Raw genomic sequence first — 15,373 nt, forward strand, 5'->3', positions numbered from 1 at the left:
CCAAAGCGAGGGCCGTTCGGATCTCAAAAACCCAGTATCCCGTTCACTCAAAACACCTTAAGTGAACGGTGTTAGCCACTGCGCGGGTTATTTGCTTTATGAGGGCAGTATTCCTGATTCTGGCTTATGGGGAAAAACACTATGTATCAGCCATATAGCATGTTGCGGCGTAAAACTGGTGAACCTCAAACTCTCTTTTTTGTGATTTGAGTCACAAAAGTATTGCGTCAGGATTCAACAAAACGTACAATATTTTACCAGAAAGTTCACAAATCATTCATGAGTCAAGGTGATCGACGTGCGTAAATTCCTGAAAAAACTTCTGGTCGCTTATGTTAATGCTTACAAAGACATCCCGCCGGGTGCCATGCATTAATTGCCCAGAGCAAACCCGTATTAAACAAGAAGGCCGCTATGACAGCGGCCTTCTTGTTTTCGTCGGTTATGAACGACTCGTTTTGTGGGCATATTCTGGGGTATTGCGTTAGGGCCGGAGTAAGAGTTAACACGTGCAGAGTCAGTGACGGCAAACCGGTATTATCGCCTAAGTATTATCGCTTAAGTACCATCGCTTAAATGGCTGATAGGTACGCATGATGTTTGATATTATCAATTCCAACAACGTACAACCCACGAAAAAAATTACAATATTTTCATTGTGATAGCCAGAAGGCCGCTACGTCAGCGGCCTTTTTCATGTTTGCGGGCAGGTTATTACTGCACTCTGATGTATTTAGCGGTGCACGGCCAGCGCAATTGCTTTACCCAGCGCAGCCGTATTGCCGCTACCGCCAAGGTCTTTCGTCAACGGCGCATTCTCCGGCCCCTGTTCCAGTACGCGCTCAATCGCACTGAGCACCGCCGCGCCGGCATCGTAATGACCCAGGTGTTCCAGCATCATCGCTCCACACCAGATTTGGCCTATCGGGTTGGCGATACCTTTGCCGGCGATATCCGGTGCTGAGCCATGCACTGGCTCAAACAAGCTGGGGAACGTGCGGTCCGGATTGATGTTGGCCGACGGCGCAATGCCGATGGTGCCGGTACAGGCTGGGCCAAGGTCGGACAAAATATCGCCGAACAGGTTGCTGGCGACCACCACGTCGAACCAGTCCGGGTGCAGCACGAAGTTGGCGGTAAGAATATCAATGTGGTATTTGTCCACCTTCACTTGTGGATAGTGAGTCCCCATTTCGGCGACGCGGCTGTCCCAGTACGGCATGGTGATGGCGATGCCGTTGGATTTGGTGGCCGAGGTCAGGTGTTTTTTCGGGCGTCGCATCGCCAGTTCATAGGCGAATTTGAGGATACGATCGACGCCGACACGGGTCATCACCGTTTCCTGAATCACCACTTCGCGTTCGGTGCCGGCGAACATCTTGCCGCCGACGCTGGAATACTCGCCTTCGGTATTTTCACGCACGATGTAAAAGTCGATATCGCCGGGTTGGCGACCGGCCAGCGGCGCTTTCACTCCCGGCATCAGGCGGCAGGGGCGCAGATTGACGTACTGGTCGAATTCACGACGGAATAACAGCAGCGACTGCCACAGCGACACGTGGTCCGGCACCACGTCCGGCCAGCCCACCGCACCGAAGTAGAGGGCATCGAAGCCCTTGAGCAGCGCAAACCAGTTATCCGGCATCATTTTGCCGTGCTGGAGGTAGTAATCAGCGCTGGCGAAATCAAACCATTCCCACTCCAGCTTGATATTAAACAGCTCGGCAGTACGGCTCAGTACCCGTACCCCTTCCGGCATCACTTCCTTGCCGATGCCATCGCCGGGAATAACGGCGATACGGTAATGTGGTTGAGACATGACAACTCCTGAACGTTTTTTTGAACGATTGCACTCGGATAGCAGAGAGTGTATTTACTCTATTCGGTGTAAACAATTTCGCTTTCGGTAAAAGCATTGTTGAATAAAAGAGAAGAATAAATGCGTTCAATCGATGATTTGTTGTTCTTCAGCCGTATCGCCGCGCTCGGTAGCTTGACGGCGGTGGCGCGTGAAAGCGGACTGTCGCTGCCGGCCGTCAGCAAACGCCTGACGCAACTGGAGCAACGGCTGGGTGTTCAATTGATCAGGCGTACGACTCGCCGGCTGGATTTAACGCCGGAAGGGCAGTTATACGCCGAGGGCGCATTGCCGATTCTGCATGAAATTGAGGAACTGGAAAGTCAGGTACGCCGTAACCAGCTCACGCTGCGCGGACGGCTGAGCGTGAATGCGTCGTTCGGTTTCGGGCGACGCCACATCGCGCCGTTGATTTCCGCATTTGCCCGCCGGCACCGCGAGCTGGAAGTGCAATTGCAGCTCACCAGTCAGCCGCTCAACATGCTGGATGCCGGCGTGGATATCGATATTCGCTTCGGCGCACCGCCGGATTCCCGGCTGGTGGCTTACCAACTGATGAAAAATCCACGGGTGCTGTGCGCCGCGCCTGCGTATCTGACGCGTTACGGTACACCGCAAACGGTAGCGGATCTTGCCGGGCACAACTGTCTGGTGTTGCGTCAGTACGAGAGCGATTACGGCTTATGGCGTTTCTATCGCGACGGCCGCGAGTTTACCCATCGCGCTTTCGGCAATCTTTCCGCCAACGACGGCGAGGTGATCATGCGTTATGCGCTGGACGGGCACGGCATTATCCTGCGTTCGCTGTGGGATGTGCGCCCCTGGCTGGCGAGCGGTGAGCTGGTGGCGCTGTTGCCGGATTACACCATGCCGGAAGCGGATATTTACGCGGTTTACCAGCAGCGTCGGCATGTACCGGCGCGTATTTCGGCGTTTATCGCCTGGCTGAAACAGTATTTGCCGCAAGGTGAGGGGCTGCGCCTCCCCGACGACGGGGAGGCGCCAGGTCTTACTGACGAACCAGCCGGCCGGTAGCGGCTTCGGTTTCGAAGTCGCTGCGGAACGGGTTGATGTCCAGACCGCCGCGACGGGTATAACGGGCGAACACGGTCAATTTTTCCGGCTGGCAGTAATGCTTGAGGTCATTGAAGATGCGCTCGACGCACTGCTCGTGGAACTCATTGTGCTGGCGGAACGAGATCAGGTAACGCAGCAACGCTTCCCGGTCGATCTGCCGGCCTTCGTATTTGATGACCACGCTGCCCCAATCCGGCTGGTAAGTCACCAGACAGTTGGATTTCAGCAGGTTGGAGCACAGCGTTTCGGTGACAAGCGGCGCATTATCGCGCACGGCGTGCTGCAAATAATCGGGATTGAAGCCGTAATCGTTTACTTCGATGTCCAGCTCGTCGATGTTGATGCCGGGCAGGGTATCGATCTGCGACGGGTAACCGGTCAACCCCGGGTACAACGTGACCTTGACGTCACCGTTGGCGGCGGCGGACAAATCCTTGATAAGCGTAGCGTGTACTTCGCCGATATCCTGAAAACGGGTCTGGTTGAAGCTGTTAAGGTACAGTTTGAACGATTTGGATTCGATCAGGTTTTCCGAGCTGGCCGGGATGATGAATTCGGCGATCCCCACCAGTGGTTTTCCTTTGCGGTTAAGCCACGACAATTCGAAGGCGGTCCACAGATCGTAGCCGTCAAACGGCAGGGTTGAGCCGGTCAGGCCTACCAGATCGCGGCCACGGGCGCGCGGCAGCGCTTCCAGCAGCGTCGGGTCGTATTTGTCCGGGTAGCTGGAGCGCACCCCCAGATGGGTAATGCTATCGTTTTCTGTAATATGCATATCGCTCAGTTCCTTGCTGGTACGGCATGAATGTATTTTCTGAACAGCCTGCGGGTTCCGTAAATCGGGCCGACGCCCAACACCGCATACACGACTTTGATCAGAAATTGCGACAGGATCATCGTGCGGATCACGTCAAAGCTCAGCACATTATAAAACGCGATGGTGCAGAAAATCACACTGTCGACGGCGGAAGCGGTGACTGTACTGGTGATCACGCGGATGAACAAGTAGCGGGACTTGGTCATGATCTTGATCTTATGCAGTACCCAGGCGTTGATGTTTTCGGAAATCAGGTAAGCCAGCGATGAAGCCACCAGCACCGCCATCATGCTTTCCACGATGCCGCTGTAAGTGTTGCTGTATTCCCATTCCGGCAGGCCGGGGATCAGGCTGGTAACCCACAGCCCGAGCACAAACGCCAGATGGAAGAAAAACGCGATGAGAATGGTACGGCGCGCCAGCCGCAGCCCATAAAATTCATTGAGAATATCCACCAAAATAAAGGTCAACGGGTAGACAAAAACGGCAGGCGGCACGACCAGATTCAGTGCCGGAATAAATATCGGCTTTACGCCGCTGACGGTGGAAAAAATATAAATAACGCAGAGTGCGGCGGTAATCATCAGGTAGGCCAGCCAGGAGCGTTCGTTCCTGTCGCTGATGTCGTAAGCGGTAGTGATGTCTTTGCCGGCGTAGAGTTTTTTGTACAATGCATTGAGTTCGTGCCGGCTCAGGTCATCAGAGATTTCGCTATCGACCAGTTCCTTGAGATCCATGTGGATCATCTTGCCGGTCGACAACACCATGATATTGGCTGATAACTCGCCGCTGTGGTTGAACCCCAGCAGCTTGAATTTCTTGTTTGCATCCATTTATATCCTTTCCTCTATGATATATCCCAACAGGACGACGTCCTCCGGGCGTTTTTTATCCGCTGCGTCCGGCGCATCGGGGATGTCGACGAAAAATCCCGAGGCAGGAGAGTGGTAGAGCATCGGCGTATTCGGCATCAGTGCCGGCGGCCGACGGATAAGCAGCAACGCGCCGGGGTAGAAGGCATCGCCGATTTGCGATTCCACCTTCACCGCTACCATGTTGGCCTCTTCTCCGAAGAACCAGGTCAATGGGTATTGCACGGCTAACTGCCCAATCTTGTGCTGCCGTACCGACAGAAATTGCGACTGTGGGATAATCGGGATTGCCGCAGGATTTTTATTGCCGTCGAACGAGACGGTATTGTTCAGGCGTTCCACCTTTTCCAGATCGTAATCTTCGATTTCTTCACAGGACACGCCGAAGAAATCGGAAATGCGATTGATGGTGGATTGCTGAACTTTGTTTACCCTACCTTCAAGAATTTTGTAGATAGTGGTACGCGTTACCCCGGTACGATTGGAAAATGAGGCTTTGGTTTCACCTCGGGTACGCATCAGATATTCAATATTTTTAATGATATTGGTTTTGCGCTGAGCATTCGTTGTTTTCATGGTCATCCCTTCTCAGGTCAGTTCTCAGACTGGTTCATCTTACGATAACGCGTTACTTTCACCTATCCCCATTGTGTAGAAAAATCTCAGGTAATTCGGCTTTTTTCGGAGGATTAAAACGGAAAAACCGCATGAAACAGTGTGGATTTATTCAATGGATTGGAGGGTGTTGTAACATCATCATTAAAAATGAACATTAAAGATCATAAAGTGTCTATGAATGTGTTGACTTAAGTGTTTTTATTGCTGTAACGTTTAGATAAATTAATTAATCTGTGCTAAGCAGGTAATCCATTATAAGTAGATTTTATAGTTGAACTGCTAATTGATTGTCGCCGTCGCCATTGACGCAGACAATCATGCATCCGACACCAGGGAACCGAGAACGGATGCGATCACGGTGAGGTTACAGGATTATACCGTCGCTCACCTTCATGACGCTGCGCTATTATGGTGCAGCGTTTTTGTTTTTATCAGCCTGCGGTCGGGCTGAGTGTCATGGTTATTTCCCGCCGGCCAGATCGATAAAGCTACCGGTGACATAGCTGGCTTCATCCGACAGTAGCCAGGCTATCGCGTTCGCGACTTCTTCCGGCTGGCCGCCGCGCTGCATCGGGATCGCCTGGCTGAGCCTGTCGACCCGGCCCGGTTCACCGCCATCGGCGTGAATATCGGTATAAATAAAGCCGGGGCGCACGGCATTGACCCGGACCCCTTCTGCGGCTACTTCCAGCGATAAACCTTTGGTCATCGAATCGAGCGCGCCTTTAGACGCGGCGTAGTCTACATACTCATAAGGGGCACCCAGTCGCGAAGCGGCGGATGAGACGTTCACGATAGCGCCGCCACGTCCGCCATGACGATGAGACATGCGTTTAATGGCCTCACGGGCGCATAAAAAGCAACCGGTGATATTGGCGGCAAACATCGCGTTGAGGCGGGCTGCATCCAGTTCTTCAAACCGGGCTTGCGGGCGCAGAATACCCGCGTTGTTGACCAGACCGGAGAGAGGCCCTAACTCGCGATCAATATTGGCAAACAACGCGACGATTTGTTGTTCGTCTGCGACGTCGGCCTGAATAGCGATGGCTTTACCGCCGAGTGCGGTAATCTCTTCAACCACACGTTGCGCCTGATGGTATTGGCGCAGATAACTGATGGCTATCCAATGCCCTTGCCGGGCCAGACGTAATGCGGTCGCCCGACCGATACCTCGTGAACCGCCGGTGATAAGGGTGATGTTCTGCATAGGTTGTTGCTCCGGTGCGTACTGGAAAACTGACAGAGTAAGCGGTGGTCCAAACGGAGTCCACTTCATGCCCATACCGGCATCCATCCGGAACAGGCATAAAGTGAGGGACATCTATAGTGACGTTTCAGGGGTGCGTACGTGACGGCGTTTCCGTCAGCGTGATGGCATCGTACATCACCATTCCGCCCTGCAGCTCCAGCGTAATGCGGTTGCTGCCTGGTTGCAGTATGCCGGCCGGCAATGGAATATGCGCTTCATGGTAACGGCCGCTTTGCATGGCTCCCCGATAAATCGCCTTGTCGTTGTCGTACTTCAGCGTCGTCAGCAATTGATCGTTGAGCTTCACCGCCAACTGCGGCGAGCTGGCGGGTGTCGTCATACCGCTGTTGCTGGCGGCGGCGAGCGCAATATTCAGGGTGTAAGGCTGCTCAGGCGTGCGGGTAGTAAACTGGATATGCCAGCTGCCCGGTTGAGTCTGGGCGTAGTACCAGTCCTTGCGTTCGCGGCTTTTACCGATGTCGAAAGTCAGGTTGGCCGGTACTTCGGTTTGCCAGTGATATTGGCGTAGCTTATCGCCGAAGCGGAACTCTTCAGCGCGTCGGTCAGCCTGGCCGATGGCCCATACCAGCGGCGCGGGGCGTTGGGCGTCAATCTGGCCGAGCCGGGTTTTTTTACCGTCGACCTGGATGGTTTGCTGCGCCAACAGGCCGATTTGTGTGCCGCCGTCGGCGTAAGCCGACAACCGGTACTCACCCGGCGGCACGTTGTCCAGGTTAAAGCGGCCATCCCGATGGGTTCGCGTGGTGTACAGGTAACCGGTGGTCTGGACGTCGAACTCTTCCTTACTGCTGTTCAACACCACGGTAGCATGTGGCGCATCGGTGCGCAGGCGGCCGCTGACGGTAGCGCGTGCGCGGGGATAGCGCGAATCATCCAGCCAGCGGTAAGGCCAACTGGCGCGCTCATGTTCAGCCCGGCGGCTCACATCCGCCACCAGTTCCCGGTCGTTGCCCTGATTGATGTACAGCAGCCACGGGCCATAGAGTTTTTCAAAGCCCGGCTGCGCCACCATATCCGGCGTGCCGAAGTGCGAGCCGGTAAGGTAGTTCAGGATAATCGCATCCTGATGCACCAGCAGTTCCTGTTTTAAGGCATCGCCCGAGAAGTACTCACCGCTGGCGGGCACCATCCAGGCGCCGTAACCGTTACCCATCACCCCCCAGTAGCGGCTTTCGCGCTGATAACCGGCAAAGTCGTATTTGGAGTAGACATTGCCGTCAGGCAGCCGCCAGGTTTCATCCTGCACTTTGGGTAACTGCTCCAGTTCTTCGTACAGCAGCGGCGTGCCGCGCCGGATGCTATTGAACAAGGTATCCAGCCGGGTGGCGTCAAAGCGATAAACGTTGCGCAGTTCGCTGATGGTTACCGGCGCTGCGCCGGTATTGGCGGCCACCACGTAGCTGTAAAGCCCGCTGACGCCGCTGGTCATGATCAGGTGATATTCCAGCCGCAGCTTGCCGTTCTGGTCATCGATATAGGCCAGGTGCACCATGTCCGGCGTCTGTTTGATGACGTTTAGCCGCTCCGGCACGAATTCGTTGACGCCGCCGGAGTAGTAATCGAGATAAAAGCTGCGATTTTTATCCGGGTCGCGCGCCGCGCCGGAGAGGCGGGAAATCAGGTTAGTACCGCCTTTCCATACTTCTTTTGCGCTGCCGTCTGCGCCGAAGCGCACTTTCAGCAACCCGTTATCCAACGTGCTGTTCATACCGTCCAGCGTTAGCTGTACGGCGCCTGTCGCCGTCAGCGGCAGCACAAATGCCAACGTCAACAACGGGGTACGCCATGCCTGTAGAGGTTTCATCATGATGCATCGTCCATTTGTCTTGTGATGAGTGTTGCAGTGTTGCGTTGTAGGGAACGCTATACCGAAATACACAGACTGGCACAGCGGCGGACGATACTCCTTTGCCGGATGGTCATGTGTGACGCAACAGTGGCAACCGCGTGAAGATTGGCGCGATCAGGATCATAGTTGTTGATTCTGCTACGACGTACGCCGGCGTCGGCTATTGGCGATATAATGCAGTGAAATAGGGTGAAATTTTTTTAAAATCAATATGCTATATCGACAAACAATTCAATAACACTCCGGTACGGTTTTTCGCTATCATGCACCTCTCTGAAACCTGTACTGATGGGCGCTATGGAACGTTTTCTGGAAAATACGATGTACGCTGCGCGGTGGCTGTTGGCTCCGGTTTATCTGGGGTTGTCGCTGGGATTACTGGCGCTGGCCATCAAGTTCTTTGAAGAAATCTGGCATGTCCTGCCGAACATTTTCTCCATCGCGGAATCCGATTTGATCCTGACCTTGCTGTCGCTGGTGGATATGACGCTGGTGGGCGGGTTGCTGGTGATGGTGATGTTCTCCGGTTATGAAAACTTTGTGTCGGCGCTGGATATCGGCGAGGACAAGGAGAAACTGAACTGGCTGGGGAAAATGGATGCCAGCTCGCTGAAAAATAAAGTGGCGGCATCGATCGTGGCGATTTCGTCCATCCACCTGCTGCGGGTATTTATGGATGCCAAAAACGTGCCGGACAACAAGCTGATGTGGTATGTGATCATCCACCTGACGTTTGTGTTGTCCGCTTTTGTGATGGGGTATCTGGATTGGTTGTCTCGTCACGACCACCACGCTCATCATGACAATGAGAAAACGCACCCGAAACCGTAATCCATAATACGGCTCCGGCGTAAACGACGCCCCCGCTTGCCGGGGGCGTTTTTTTGTCTACAGTTCAGCCAGGCGTCAGAGCGCGAGCACGTCCACCAGGCAACTCATCGCGTTGGGGCCTTGCGTCAGCGGCGAAGTACCCATATCCCGCGTCAACACGTTGGCATTGCCGGATTGTTCCACCGCGTGCCATTGCGCCTGACCAAAGCCGGGATCAAACCAGGCGCCGGTCGCCATCATCACCACACCCGGCGTAACGCCATCGGTGATTGCGGCTCCGGCGTAGATACGCCCGCGATCGTTGCGAACTTCCACCCGCTCACCATGGCGGATGCCGCGTGCGGCCGCATCTTGCGGGTGCATGTACAGGGTTTCGTGTCCGGCGGTTTGGTTGGCGATGACTTGCGGTGTACTGCCGAGCTGGCTGTGCAGCCGATCGGACGGTTGAATGGAGATAAAATGCAGCGGCCAGCGTTGTGTGGCTTCAGCGCCCAGCCATTCCACCGGCGGTTGCCATTGCGGATGCGGCGCGAAATCCGGGTAACGGTAATCGGCAATGGTGCGGCTGAATAGCTCGATTTTGCCGCTCGGCGTGTTCAACGGGTGACGCTGCGGGTCGTGGCGAAACTCTTCGAAAAACACGAACGGCTGCTCATCCATCGGAACATCCACGAATCCTTGCTGCCAGAAACCGTCGAAATCAGGCCAGCTTTCACCGGCGCAGCCCTGACGTTCCCGACAGGCGAGGTACATCGATTCCAGCCACTGGCGCTCGGTACGGCCGCCGTGGGTGAAGGCGTCGCCGTAACCCAGGCGTTGGGCCAGCTCGCTGAAGATATCGTAGTCGTGACGGGCCTGATGCTGCGGCGCAATCGCCTGATGCATGGCGAACACGAAGCGGTCGCGCGAGGAGCCGCCGATATCGTTTCTTTCCAGCGAGGTGGTGGCAGGCAGCACGATATCCGCCATCTGCGCCGCGGCGGTCCAGACGATATCCTGCACGATAACCGTATCCGGCCGTTGCCAGCCCGCCACCAGCCGGTTGAGCTGCTGGTGATGGTGGAACGGATTGCCGCCGGCCCAATGAATCAGATGGATATCGGGGTAAGTTCGCTGCTCGCCGCAAAACGTATAGGGCTCGCCGGGGTGCAGTAACATATCGGCGATGCGCGCCACCGGAATCGACTGGCCGGGATTCGGCACCGACGGTGAGGCGGGGGCCGGCGAAGTGATGCGTTCGTTGCCGACGCTGTTCATCGAGCCGTGACCAAACGAGAAGCCGCCGCCCGGCAGACCTATTTGTCCGAGCATCGCAGACAGCGCGATCATCATCCAGTAAGGCTGTTCGCCGCGGTGGGCGCGCTGCACCGAATAAGAACAGGTCATAAAACTGCGTACGCCGATCAACTGCCGAGCCAGCTTTTCGATACGTTCAGCCGGAATGCCGGTGATGACGCTGGCCCACGCCGGGGTTTTGGCGATGCCATCGCTGCGGCCGTTGAGATAGTCGCGCAGCGACGGGTAACCGACGCAGTGGCTGTCGAGAAAATCACGGTCTTCCGCTTCCCGGCGTTGGATCTCGTAACCCAGCGCCAGCATCAGCGCCACGTCGGTGTTGGGGCGGATAGGTATCCACTCCGCGTTGACGAACGCCGGGCAATCATCCCGCATCGGGCTGATGTTAATCACCGGAATACCGCGTGCCGCCAGCGTTTCCAGCGCCGGTTTCAGCGTGTGGTGACCGGCGCCGCCGGAAGCCACCTGAGCATTCTTCAGCGCCAGCCCGCCGAAGGCAATAAACAGCTCGCAGTGATCCGCCACGCTGCGCCACTCGGTGACTTTGCCGGTTAGCGGGTGGAAGGTGCCGATCACATACGGCAGGAAGAATTGCGCCGCCCCCCAGCTGTAGTTGCCGGTTTGGTCCACCGCGCCGCCGCCGGAGAAATAGAAACGCCGCACCTGCGATCGGGCATGATGAAAACGTCCGGCGGAAGACCAGCCGTATGACCCGGCGAACAGGCCGTCGGCACCATAGTGGTCGCGTACCCGGCGGTTTTCTTCCGCCACCAGATCCAGCGCCAGATCCCAATCCACCTCGACGAACGGTTCCTTGCCGCGCAGCGTGCGGTCGCTGTGTTCGCGTTTCGCAAGCCAGGAGCGGCGCACTGCCGGTTTGCGAATACGCTTGTCGGAATAGACCAGCGGTACGATGGAATCGAGCATCGGCGATGGGTCTGGATCGTCGGCAAAGGGTTCGCAGCGAATAAGACGGCCATCCTCAACGACAGCGGTGAACGCGCCCCAATGGGCGAGGTGTGGATAACGCCTGATTGTCATAGCATCCTCGGTAAGTAGGCTGGGTTCCGTGCAGGTTGGCGGTGACGAGCCGGCAGGGTTTCGTAAAGGACTCTGCTTTAATGAGATAGTCTGTTATTTATTTGGCCTGCCATCATACAAGCCTGTTACGGGGCAGGCCAGCCGGCCTTTATGCCAATCGGGCATGTGTTATATCGGGCGATAACGGCCTGATTGCCGGACTGATCGAATCAGGAGGATTATGTGCAGGTCGAGCTGCTCTGTGCAGCAGCAAGCTGGCGAACCTATCTGTGCGATGCATGAATATCTATGACGAAAAAATCATGTATACGCGAGTTAAATTCACACGTTAACGGCGGCGGCGGTAAAGACCGCAAACGTCTTGACAGCCCATCTTTCGCTCCATAGGGTGGAAAAGCAGGCGCGATGGTCGGGCGATGTTCGGCCAACCGCCGCGGCGGCTTTACACACAGCCTGACGTATCGGGTAACGAGAAGAATAAATAAGGTGCTGCAACATGAGTCTGACGACGTATCTGGGTAAACAGGTGCTGGGGGTGCTGGCCTGTTACCAACAAGGCAATGTGGTAATTCATATCTGCGGGGTGTATCCGCGTGCCGACAACAGCCTGCGGGTATTTTTCCCGAAAGGGCATAACCTGGTGGTGGGCGACCTGGCGACGGTACACCTCGACAATCGCACCGGTGTTGATGAGTTTGACGCCAATATCTCGGTGTATCGTGCGTCGTATAAAGGCCGGGTGGCGAGTGTGGACGAAGACTGGGTGATTCTGGCGCCGCGCGAGTGCAAGTTATTGCACGGTTTCACGCCGGTGGTAGACATCCATGAACCGGGTTATGTGTTCCCGACCGACAACCGACCGGAACGGCCGGTGCCGTTGACTTCCATGACCGCACTGCCGGACACCGAGCGCAAGGACTTTACCAATAAAGTCGGCGTGCTGGTGACGATGGCGGAAGAGCAGCCGCATACCACGGTGCTGGCGTTCCTCTCTTCGGTCGAGGACGATATTTTCCTGATTACCTTTCCGGAAACCTTCAAATCCAAACTGCTCAAACGCAACCCGCACTGCTTTTTCGCGATGGATGAGCGTTCACATTACACCTTTGAGCGCTCCATCGAATGGAATTACACCTTGATCGAAGGCGACGCGCATCTGATTGACCCGGCAACGCCGTTGTTTGAGGAAGTCCGCCATGCGTTCATCAACAAGAACCCATGGGAAATGGCGTTTTTCCTGCGTCCCAATCTGGAAATGTATCACATCAAGAGCCGTCAACTGGTGTGCCCCGGTTCGCGTCGGCCGATTAATAATGGCGCATGAATGAATATGAATGAAATCGCCTCGTCCGATAACGCATCGGATGGATTGCGGTAAACGCAGGAACATTGTCTCGACCCTGCCATCTTCCGTGGCGATGGCAGGGTGAATGGGCAGCGAGGCTATTTGAAATCTACCGTCATCAGTTCCGGTACGCTGAACTGACGGGTGGTTTCCACACATTTCCCTACGTATTCGGTAAAGCGCGGCGGGGTTTTCATGCCCAGTTGCAGTAGTTTGCGGTTGCTGAATTTCACATTGAGCTGAGCGAACGATCCGTACAGACGCATCGCGCGCAGCATCAGGCGTTCATTGCATGGGCCATACAGCGAGCTAAAGCGGCTGCGCAGTTTGATCAGGTCGTGGTAGCTCACCTGACGATAGTCTGCTCCCATCGGAGCGCGCGCCGCCGCTTGCGCCATCGCCTGATCGACCTCGTTAAAGCTGACGCTGGAGGCTTCGCCGGCGGAAATATGATAGATATCGTTAACCGCCTGCTCCGTATGCAGCAGCATCAGGATGGCTTCGGCGCAGAAATCCACCGGAATAACGTCGATTTTGTCATCCAGCGAGCACATGAAGCGCTGAAGTTTCATCGCCATTTCGAATACCCAGTAGATGCTGCTGGAGGGCTTACAGCCCAGGTGCGAATGACCGACGATAATCGACGGGCGCACAATCAGTAACGGCATGGCCGGGCAGTGTTCACGCATCAGATTTTCGATGGTGGCTTTGGACAGGGTGTATTCGACGATATGCGATTTTTCCGTATCCAGTTGTCCGCACTCTTCGACCACCTGGTCTTGATCCGGTACGCAGGACATCGCGGTGCCGATCTGAATGAATTTTCGCAGCGATGTAACCTGACTCATCCGTTTGGCAAAGGCCAGAGTGCCTTCTACATTGACTTTCCAGATCAAAGGATTATTGCCAAATGAGGCGATGGCCGCACTGTTAATGACATGAGTGATGCCGTCCAGCATCGGGTGATGAATAAATGATTCGGGTTCGGCCAAATCGCCGATAATAATATTCTCTTCCGTTAAACAAGATAATAGTGATTCTGAAATATCAAATTTACGCAGGTTATTGAGAATTCGTTTAAGTCCATCCTGTCTGGTAGCGGCTCTGACCAGCATATATATTTTTTCAATCTGCTTGTCCTGTAACGCTTTTTCCATAATTGCACCGCCCAGGAAACCTGTGGCCCCGGTGATGAAGACTCTTTTCATGACGAGATAACCTTGATTTATTGTCGAAAGGCCAAAAGCGAATGCTGTCTGAATCACGCTCAGGAGCAGCGTGGCCATTCTATTTCACCCGGTTTTCGGTTTTCAATTTCCCCGGCGTTTATTCTTATTCTGTTGTCGGTTTGTTTAGCTTTTTGTGCTGTTATTGTTTTTTCTAATTATGTCGAATAGCTATTCTGTGCGAATAGCACGTTGTTTCGATATTTCGTTAATGTGGGCTGAATATTTTGGTTGTTTAAACACAAAGAAAAAAGAAGGGGAAGCGGCCGCGGCAAACTTTATTCGAGATAATTTGAGCCGCAGAATAACGGTGTCGGGTATTTAAAACGTCATTGCCGGGTTCACCGGGCGGAGGCGCTTACGACTGCATCCTCCACCCGGTTATACCGCCGCATAACGACAAAGCCACCGTGGTCGCCCATGTAATGGGCGAGGCCCGGCTGGCTTAGAAGGCGTAAGTCACGGCAAAAGTCCCTTCGCTCTGATTGGCGCTGAACACGATCGGGCTGTCCGCCGCTTTATCGTTCAGGTGGGTATAGCTGCCGCTGAGCGTCGCGGCCCAGTGCGGATCAAACTGGTGTGTCCAGAACAGCGAGATGGACTGGCCGTACAGGCCGCTTTCTGCCTGATAAGTGCGATAGCCGGAGTTCTGGCTCTGTTGCTGATTCACACCGTAAAACAGATTGTTATAGCGCGCATCGCCGAACAGCAATGTGCCCTGGGCGCCCAGCGTATCCGATTTGTCCTGGAACAGAATGCTGGTGAGCGAGGTCTGGTATTGCACGCCCTGGCTGTCGGTCAACGGCAGAATCGCTTTCGCTTCCACCGACAGTTGGTCGGTGAATTGCCAGCCGAGCGCTACGGCGGTGTTCAGCACGCCGTCGATGTTACCCATACCGCGTAACTTGTCGGAGCCTGCCCGGAAAGAGGATTTCTTATCGGTACGTCCGGGCGCGTAGCCCAGCGTGTGCTCAAGATAAAACTGGCCGAACTGCAAGTCATAGCCGACGCCTTTGGCGGTATCGAAAAAGAAGGCGCCCTGACGCGCCTGAATCACCGGCAGCATAGCCCAGGCGCGTTCGTCTGAACCGCTGTAGCGAGGCGCATTGTGGGCGGCGAGACCGAGAGTGACGCCATCTTGTTGACCGGGCGCGGTATCATCGGCCCAGCTTAGGTTGCTGACGGCGAAGAAAAGAGTCGCTATGTAAAAAGGTCTGTGTCGCACTATCATCCTGTCGGAACTCCTTAAAGCGGGAAAGAGGTGTTGCCTTGT

Annotated in this window: 13 protein-coding genes; 4 read left to right on the plus strand and 9 right to left on the minus strand. The window is 55.1% G+C overall.

The genetic code is table 11. From position 1 onward, the window contains the following. Positions 1-298 precede the first annotated feature (298 nt). Entirely contained in the window at positions 299-376 is a 78-nt protein-coding gene (gene azuC / locus FDP13_RS21950; protein WP_368664444.1) for a stress response protein AzuC, read from the plus strand. A 357-nt stretch (positions 377-733) separates the two neighbouring features. On the opposite strand, the gene FDP13_RS01845 is transcribed toward azuC, so the two are convergent. After that, entirely contained in the window at positions 734-1,819 is a 1,086-nt protein-coding gene (locus tag FDP13_RS01845) for a tartrate dehydrogenase (RefSeq protein WP_143838398.1), read from the minus strand. A gap of 120 nt (positions 1,820-1,939) precedes the next feature. Here FDP13_RS01845 and FDP13_RS01850 point away from each other — a divergent pair, with 120 nt between their 5' ends. After that, entirely contained in the window at positions 1,940-2,893 is a 954-nt protein-coding gene (locus FDP13_RS01850) for a LysR family transcriptional regulator (protein WP_143838400.1), read from the plus strand. On the opposite strand, the gene queF is transcribed toward FDP13_RS01850, so the two are convergent. The 5 genes from queF to FDP13_RS01875 all read right to left on the minus strand — a co-directional run bounded on the left by queF (position 2,868) and on the right by FDP13_RS01875 (position 8,319). Continuing rightward, positions 2,868-3,710, minus strand: coding sequence for an NADPH-dependent 7-cyano-7-deazaguanine reductase QueF (gene queF, locus FDP13_RS01855; protein WP_033576074.1), 843 nt, complete (start codon positions 3,708-3,710; stop codon positions 2,868-2,870). The two genes, FDP13_RS01850 and queF, sit on opposite strands and share 26 nt — an antisense overlap. 5 nt (positions 3,711-3,715) lie before the next feature. Next, complete coding sequence (locus tag FDP13_RS01860) at positions 3,716-4,585, minus strand: queuosine precursor transporter (RefSeq protein ID WP_012770904.1); 870 nt, start codon at positions 4,583-4,585, stop codon at positions 3,716-3,718. Continuing rightward, on the minus strand, positions 4,586-5,200 hold the full coding sequence (locus FDP13_RS01865) for a helix-turn-helix transcriptional regulator (protein ID WP_027712950.1): 615 nt from the start codon (positions 5,198-5,200) through the stop codon (positions 4,586-4,588). Positions 5,201-5,702: 502 nt separating this feature from the next. After that, positions 5,703-6,449, minus strand: a complete 747-nt coding sequence (locus tag FDP13_RS01870) for an SDR family oxidoreductase (RefSeq protein WP_012770902.1) — start codon at positions 6,447-6,449, stop codon at positions 5,703-5,705. Positions 6,450-6,576: 127 nt separating this feature from the next. After that, complete coding sequence (locus tag FDP13_RS01875; RefSeq protein ID WP_143838402.1) at positions 6,577-8,319, minus strand: polysaccharide lyase family protein; 1,743 nt, start codon at positions 8,317-8,319, stop codon at positions 6,577-6,579. A 339-nt stretch (positions 8,320-8,658) separates the two neighbouring features. Between FDP13_RS01875 and FDP13_RS01880 the strand changes: the two genes are divergently transcribed. Next, on the plus strand, positions 8,659-9,192 hold the full coding sequence (locus FDP13_RS01880) for a TIGR00645 family protein (protein ID WP_012770900.1): 534 nt from the start codon (positions 8,659-8,661) through the stop codon (positions 9,190-9,192). A gap of 75 nt (positions 9,193-9,267) precedes the next feature. Here the strand turns inward: FDP13_RS01880 and FDP13_RS01885 are convergent, their stop codons facing one another. Then, positions 9,268-11,529 (minus strand): molybdopterin-dependent oxidoreductase, encoded by a 2,262-nt coding sequence (locus FDP13_RS01885; RefSeq protein ID WP_143838404.1) that lies wholly within the window; start codon positions 11,527-11,529, stop codon positions 9,268-9,270. A 496-nt stretch (positions 11,530-12,025) separates the two neighbouring features. Here FDP13_RS01885 and FDP13_RS01890 point away from each other — a divergent pair, with 496 nt between their 5' ends. After that, complete coding sequence (locus FDP13_RS01890; RefSeq protein WP_033576071.1) at positions 12,026-12,853, plus strand: hypothetical protein; 828 nt, start codon at positions 12,026-12,028, stop codon at positions 12,851-12,853. A 119-nt stretch (positions 12,854-12,972) separates the two neighbouring features. Here the strand turns inward: FDP13_RS01890 and FDP13_RS01895 are convergent, their stop codons facing one another. Beyond that, complete coding sequence (locus FDP13_RS01895) at positions 12,973-14,082, minus strand: SDR family oxidoreductase (RefSeq protein ID WP_012770897.1); 1,110 nt, start codon at positions 14,080-14,082, stop codon at positions 12,973-12,975. A gap of 463 nt (positions 14,083-14,545) precedes the next feature. Then, positions 14,546-15,331, minus strand: coding sequence for a MipA/OmpV family protein (locus tag FDP13_RS01900; protein ID WP_143838406.1), 786 nt, complete (start codon positions 15,329-15,331; stop codon positions 14,546-14,548). Positions 15,332-15,373 lie beyond the last annotated feature (42 nt).

This window comes from Dickeya sp. ws52 (genome assembly GCF_007210685.1).
In the GTDB taxonomy this organism is placed as follows: domain Bacteria; phylum Pseudomonadota; class Gammaproteobacteria; order Enterobacterales; family Enterobacteriaceae; genus Dickeya; species Dickeya chrysanthemi.

Excerpts from the sequence above, each read along its gene's own strand:
- FDP13_RS01850 (WP_143838400.1), top strand. The coding sequence starts at position 1,940 with ATGCGTTCAATCGATGATTTGTTGTTCTTCAGCCGTATCGCCGCGCTC.
- FDP13_RS01880 (WP_012770900.1), top strand. The coding sequence starts at position 8,659 with ATGGAACGTTTTCTGGAAAATACGATGTACGCTGCGCGGTGGCTGTTG.
- FDP13_RS01875 (WP_143838402.1), bottom strand. The coding sequence starts at position 8,319 with ATGATGAAACCTCTACAGGCATGGCGTACCCCGTTGTTGACGTTGGCA.
- FDP13_RS01900 (WP_143838406.1), bottom strand. The coding sequence starts at position 15,331 with ATGATAGTGCGACACAGACCTTTTTACATAGCGACTCTTTTCTTCGCC.
- FDP13_RS01870 (WP_012770902.1), bottom strand. The coding sequence starts at position 6,449 with ATGCAGAACATCACCCTTATCACCGGCGGTTCACGAGGTATCGGTCGG.
- queF (WP_033576074.1), bottom strand. The coding sequence starts at position 3,710 with ATGCATATTACAGAAAACGATAGCATTACCCATCTGGGGGTGCGCTCC.
- FDP13_RS01860 (WP_012770904.1), bottom strand. The coding sequence starts at position 4,585 with ATGGATGCAAACAAGAAATTCAAGCTGCTGGGGTTCAACCACAGCGGC.
- FDP13_RS01845 (WP_143838398.1), bottom strand. The coding sequence starts at position 1,819 with ATGTCTCAACCACATTACCGTATCGCCGTTATTCCCGGCGATGGCATC.
- FDP13_RS01885 (WP_143838404.1), bottom strand. The coding sequence starts at position 11,529 with ATGACAATCAGGCGTTATCCACACCTCGCCCATTGGGGCGCGTTCACC.
- FDP13_RS01865 (WP_027712950.1), bottom strand. The coding sequence starts at position 5,200 with ATGAAAACAACGAATGCTCAGCGCAAAACCAATATCATTAAAAATATT.
- FDP13_RS01895 (WP_012770897.1), bottom strand. The coding sequence starts at position 14,082 with ATGAAAAGAGTCTTCATCACCGGGGCCACAGGTTTCCTGGGCGGTGCA.
- FDP13_RS01890 (WP_033576071.1), top strand. The coding sequence starts at position 12,026 with ATGAGTCTGACGACGTATCTGGGTAAACAGGTGCTGGGGGTGCTGGCC.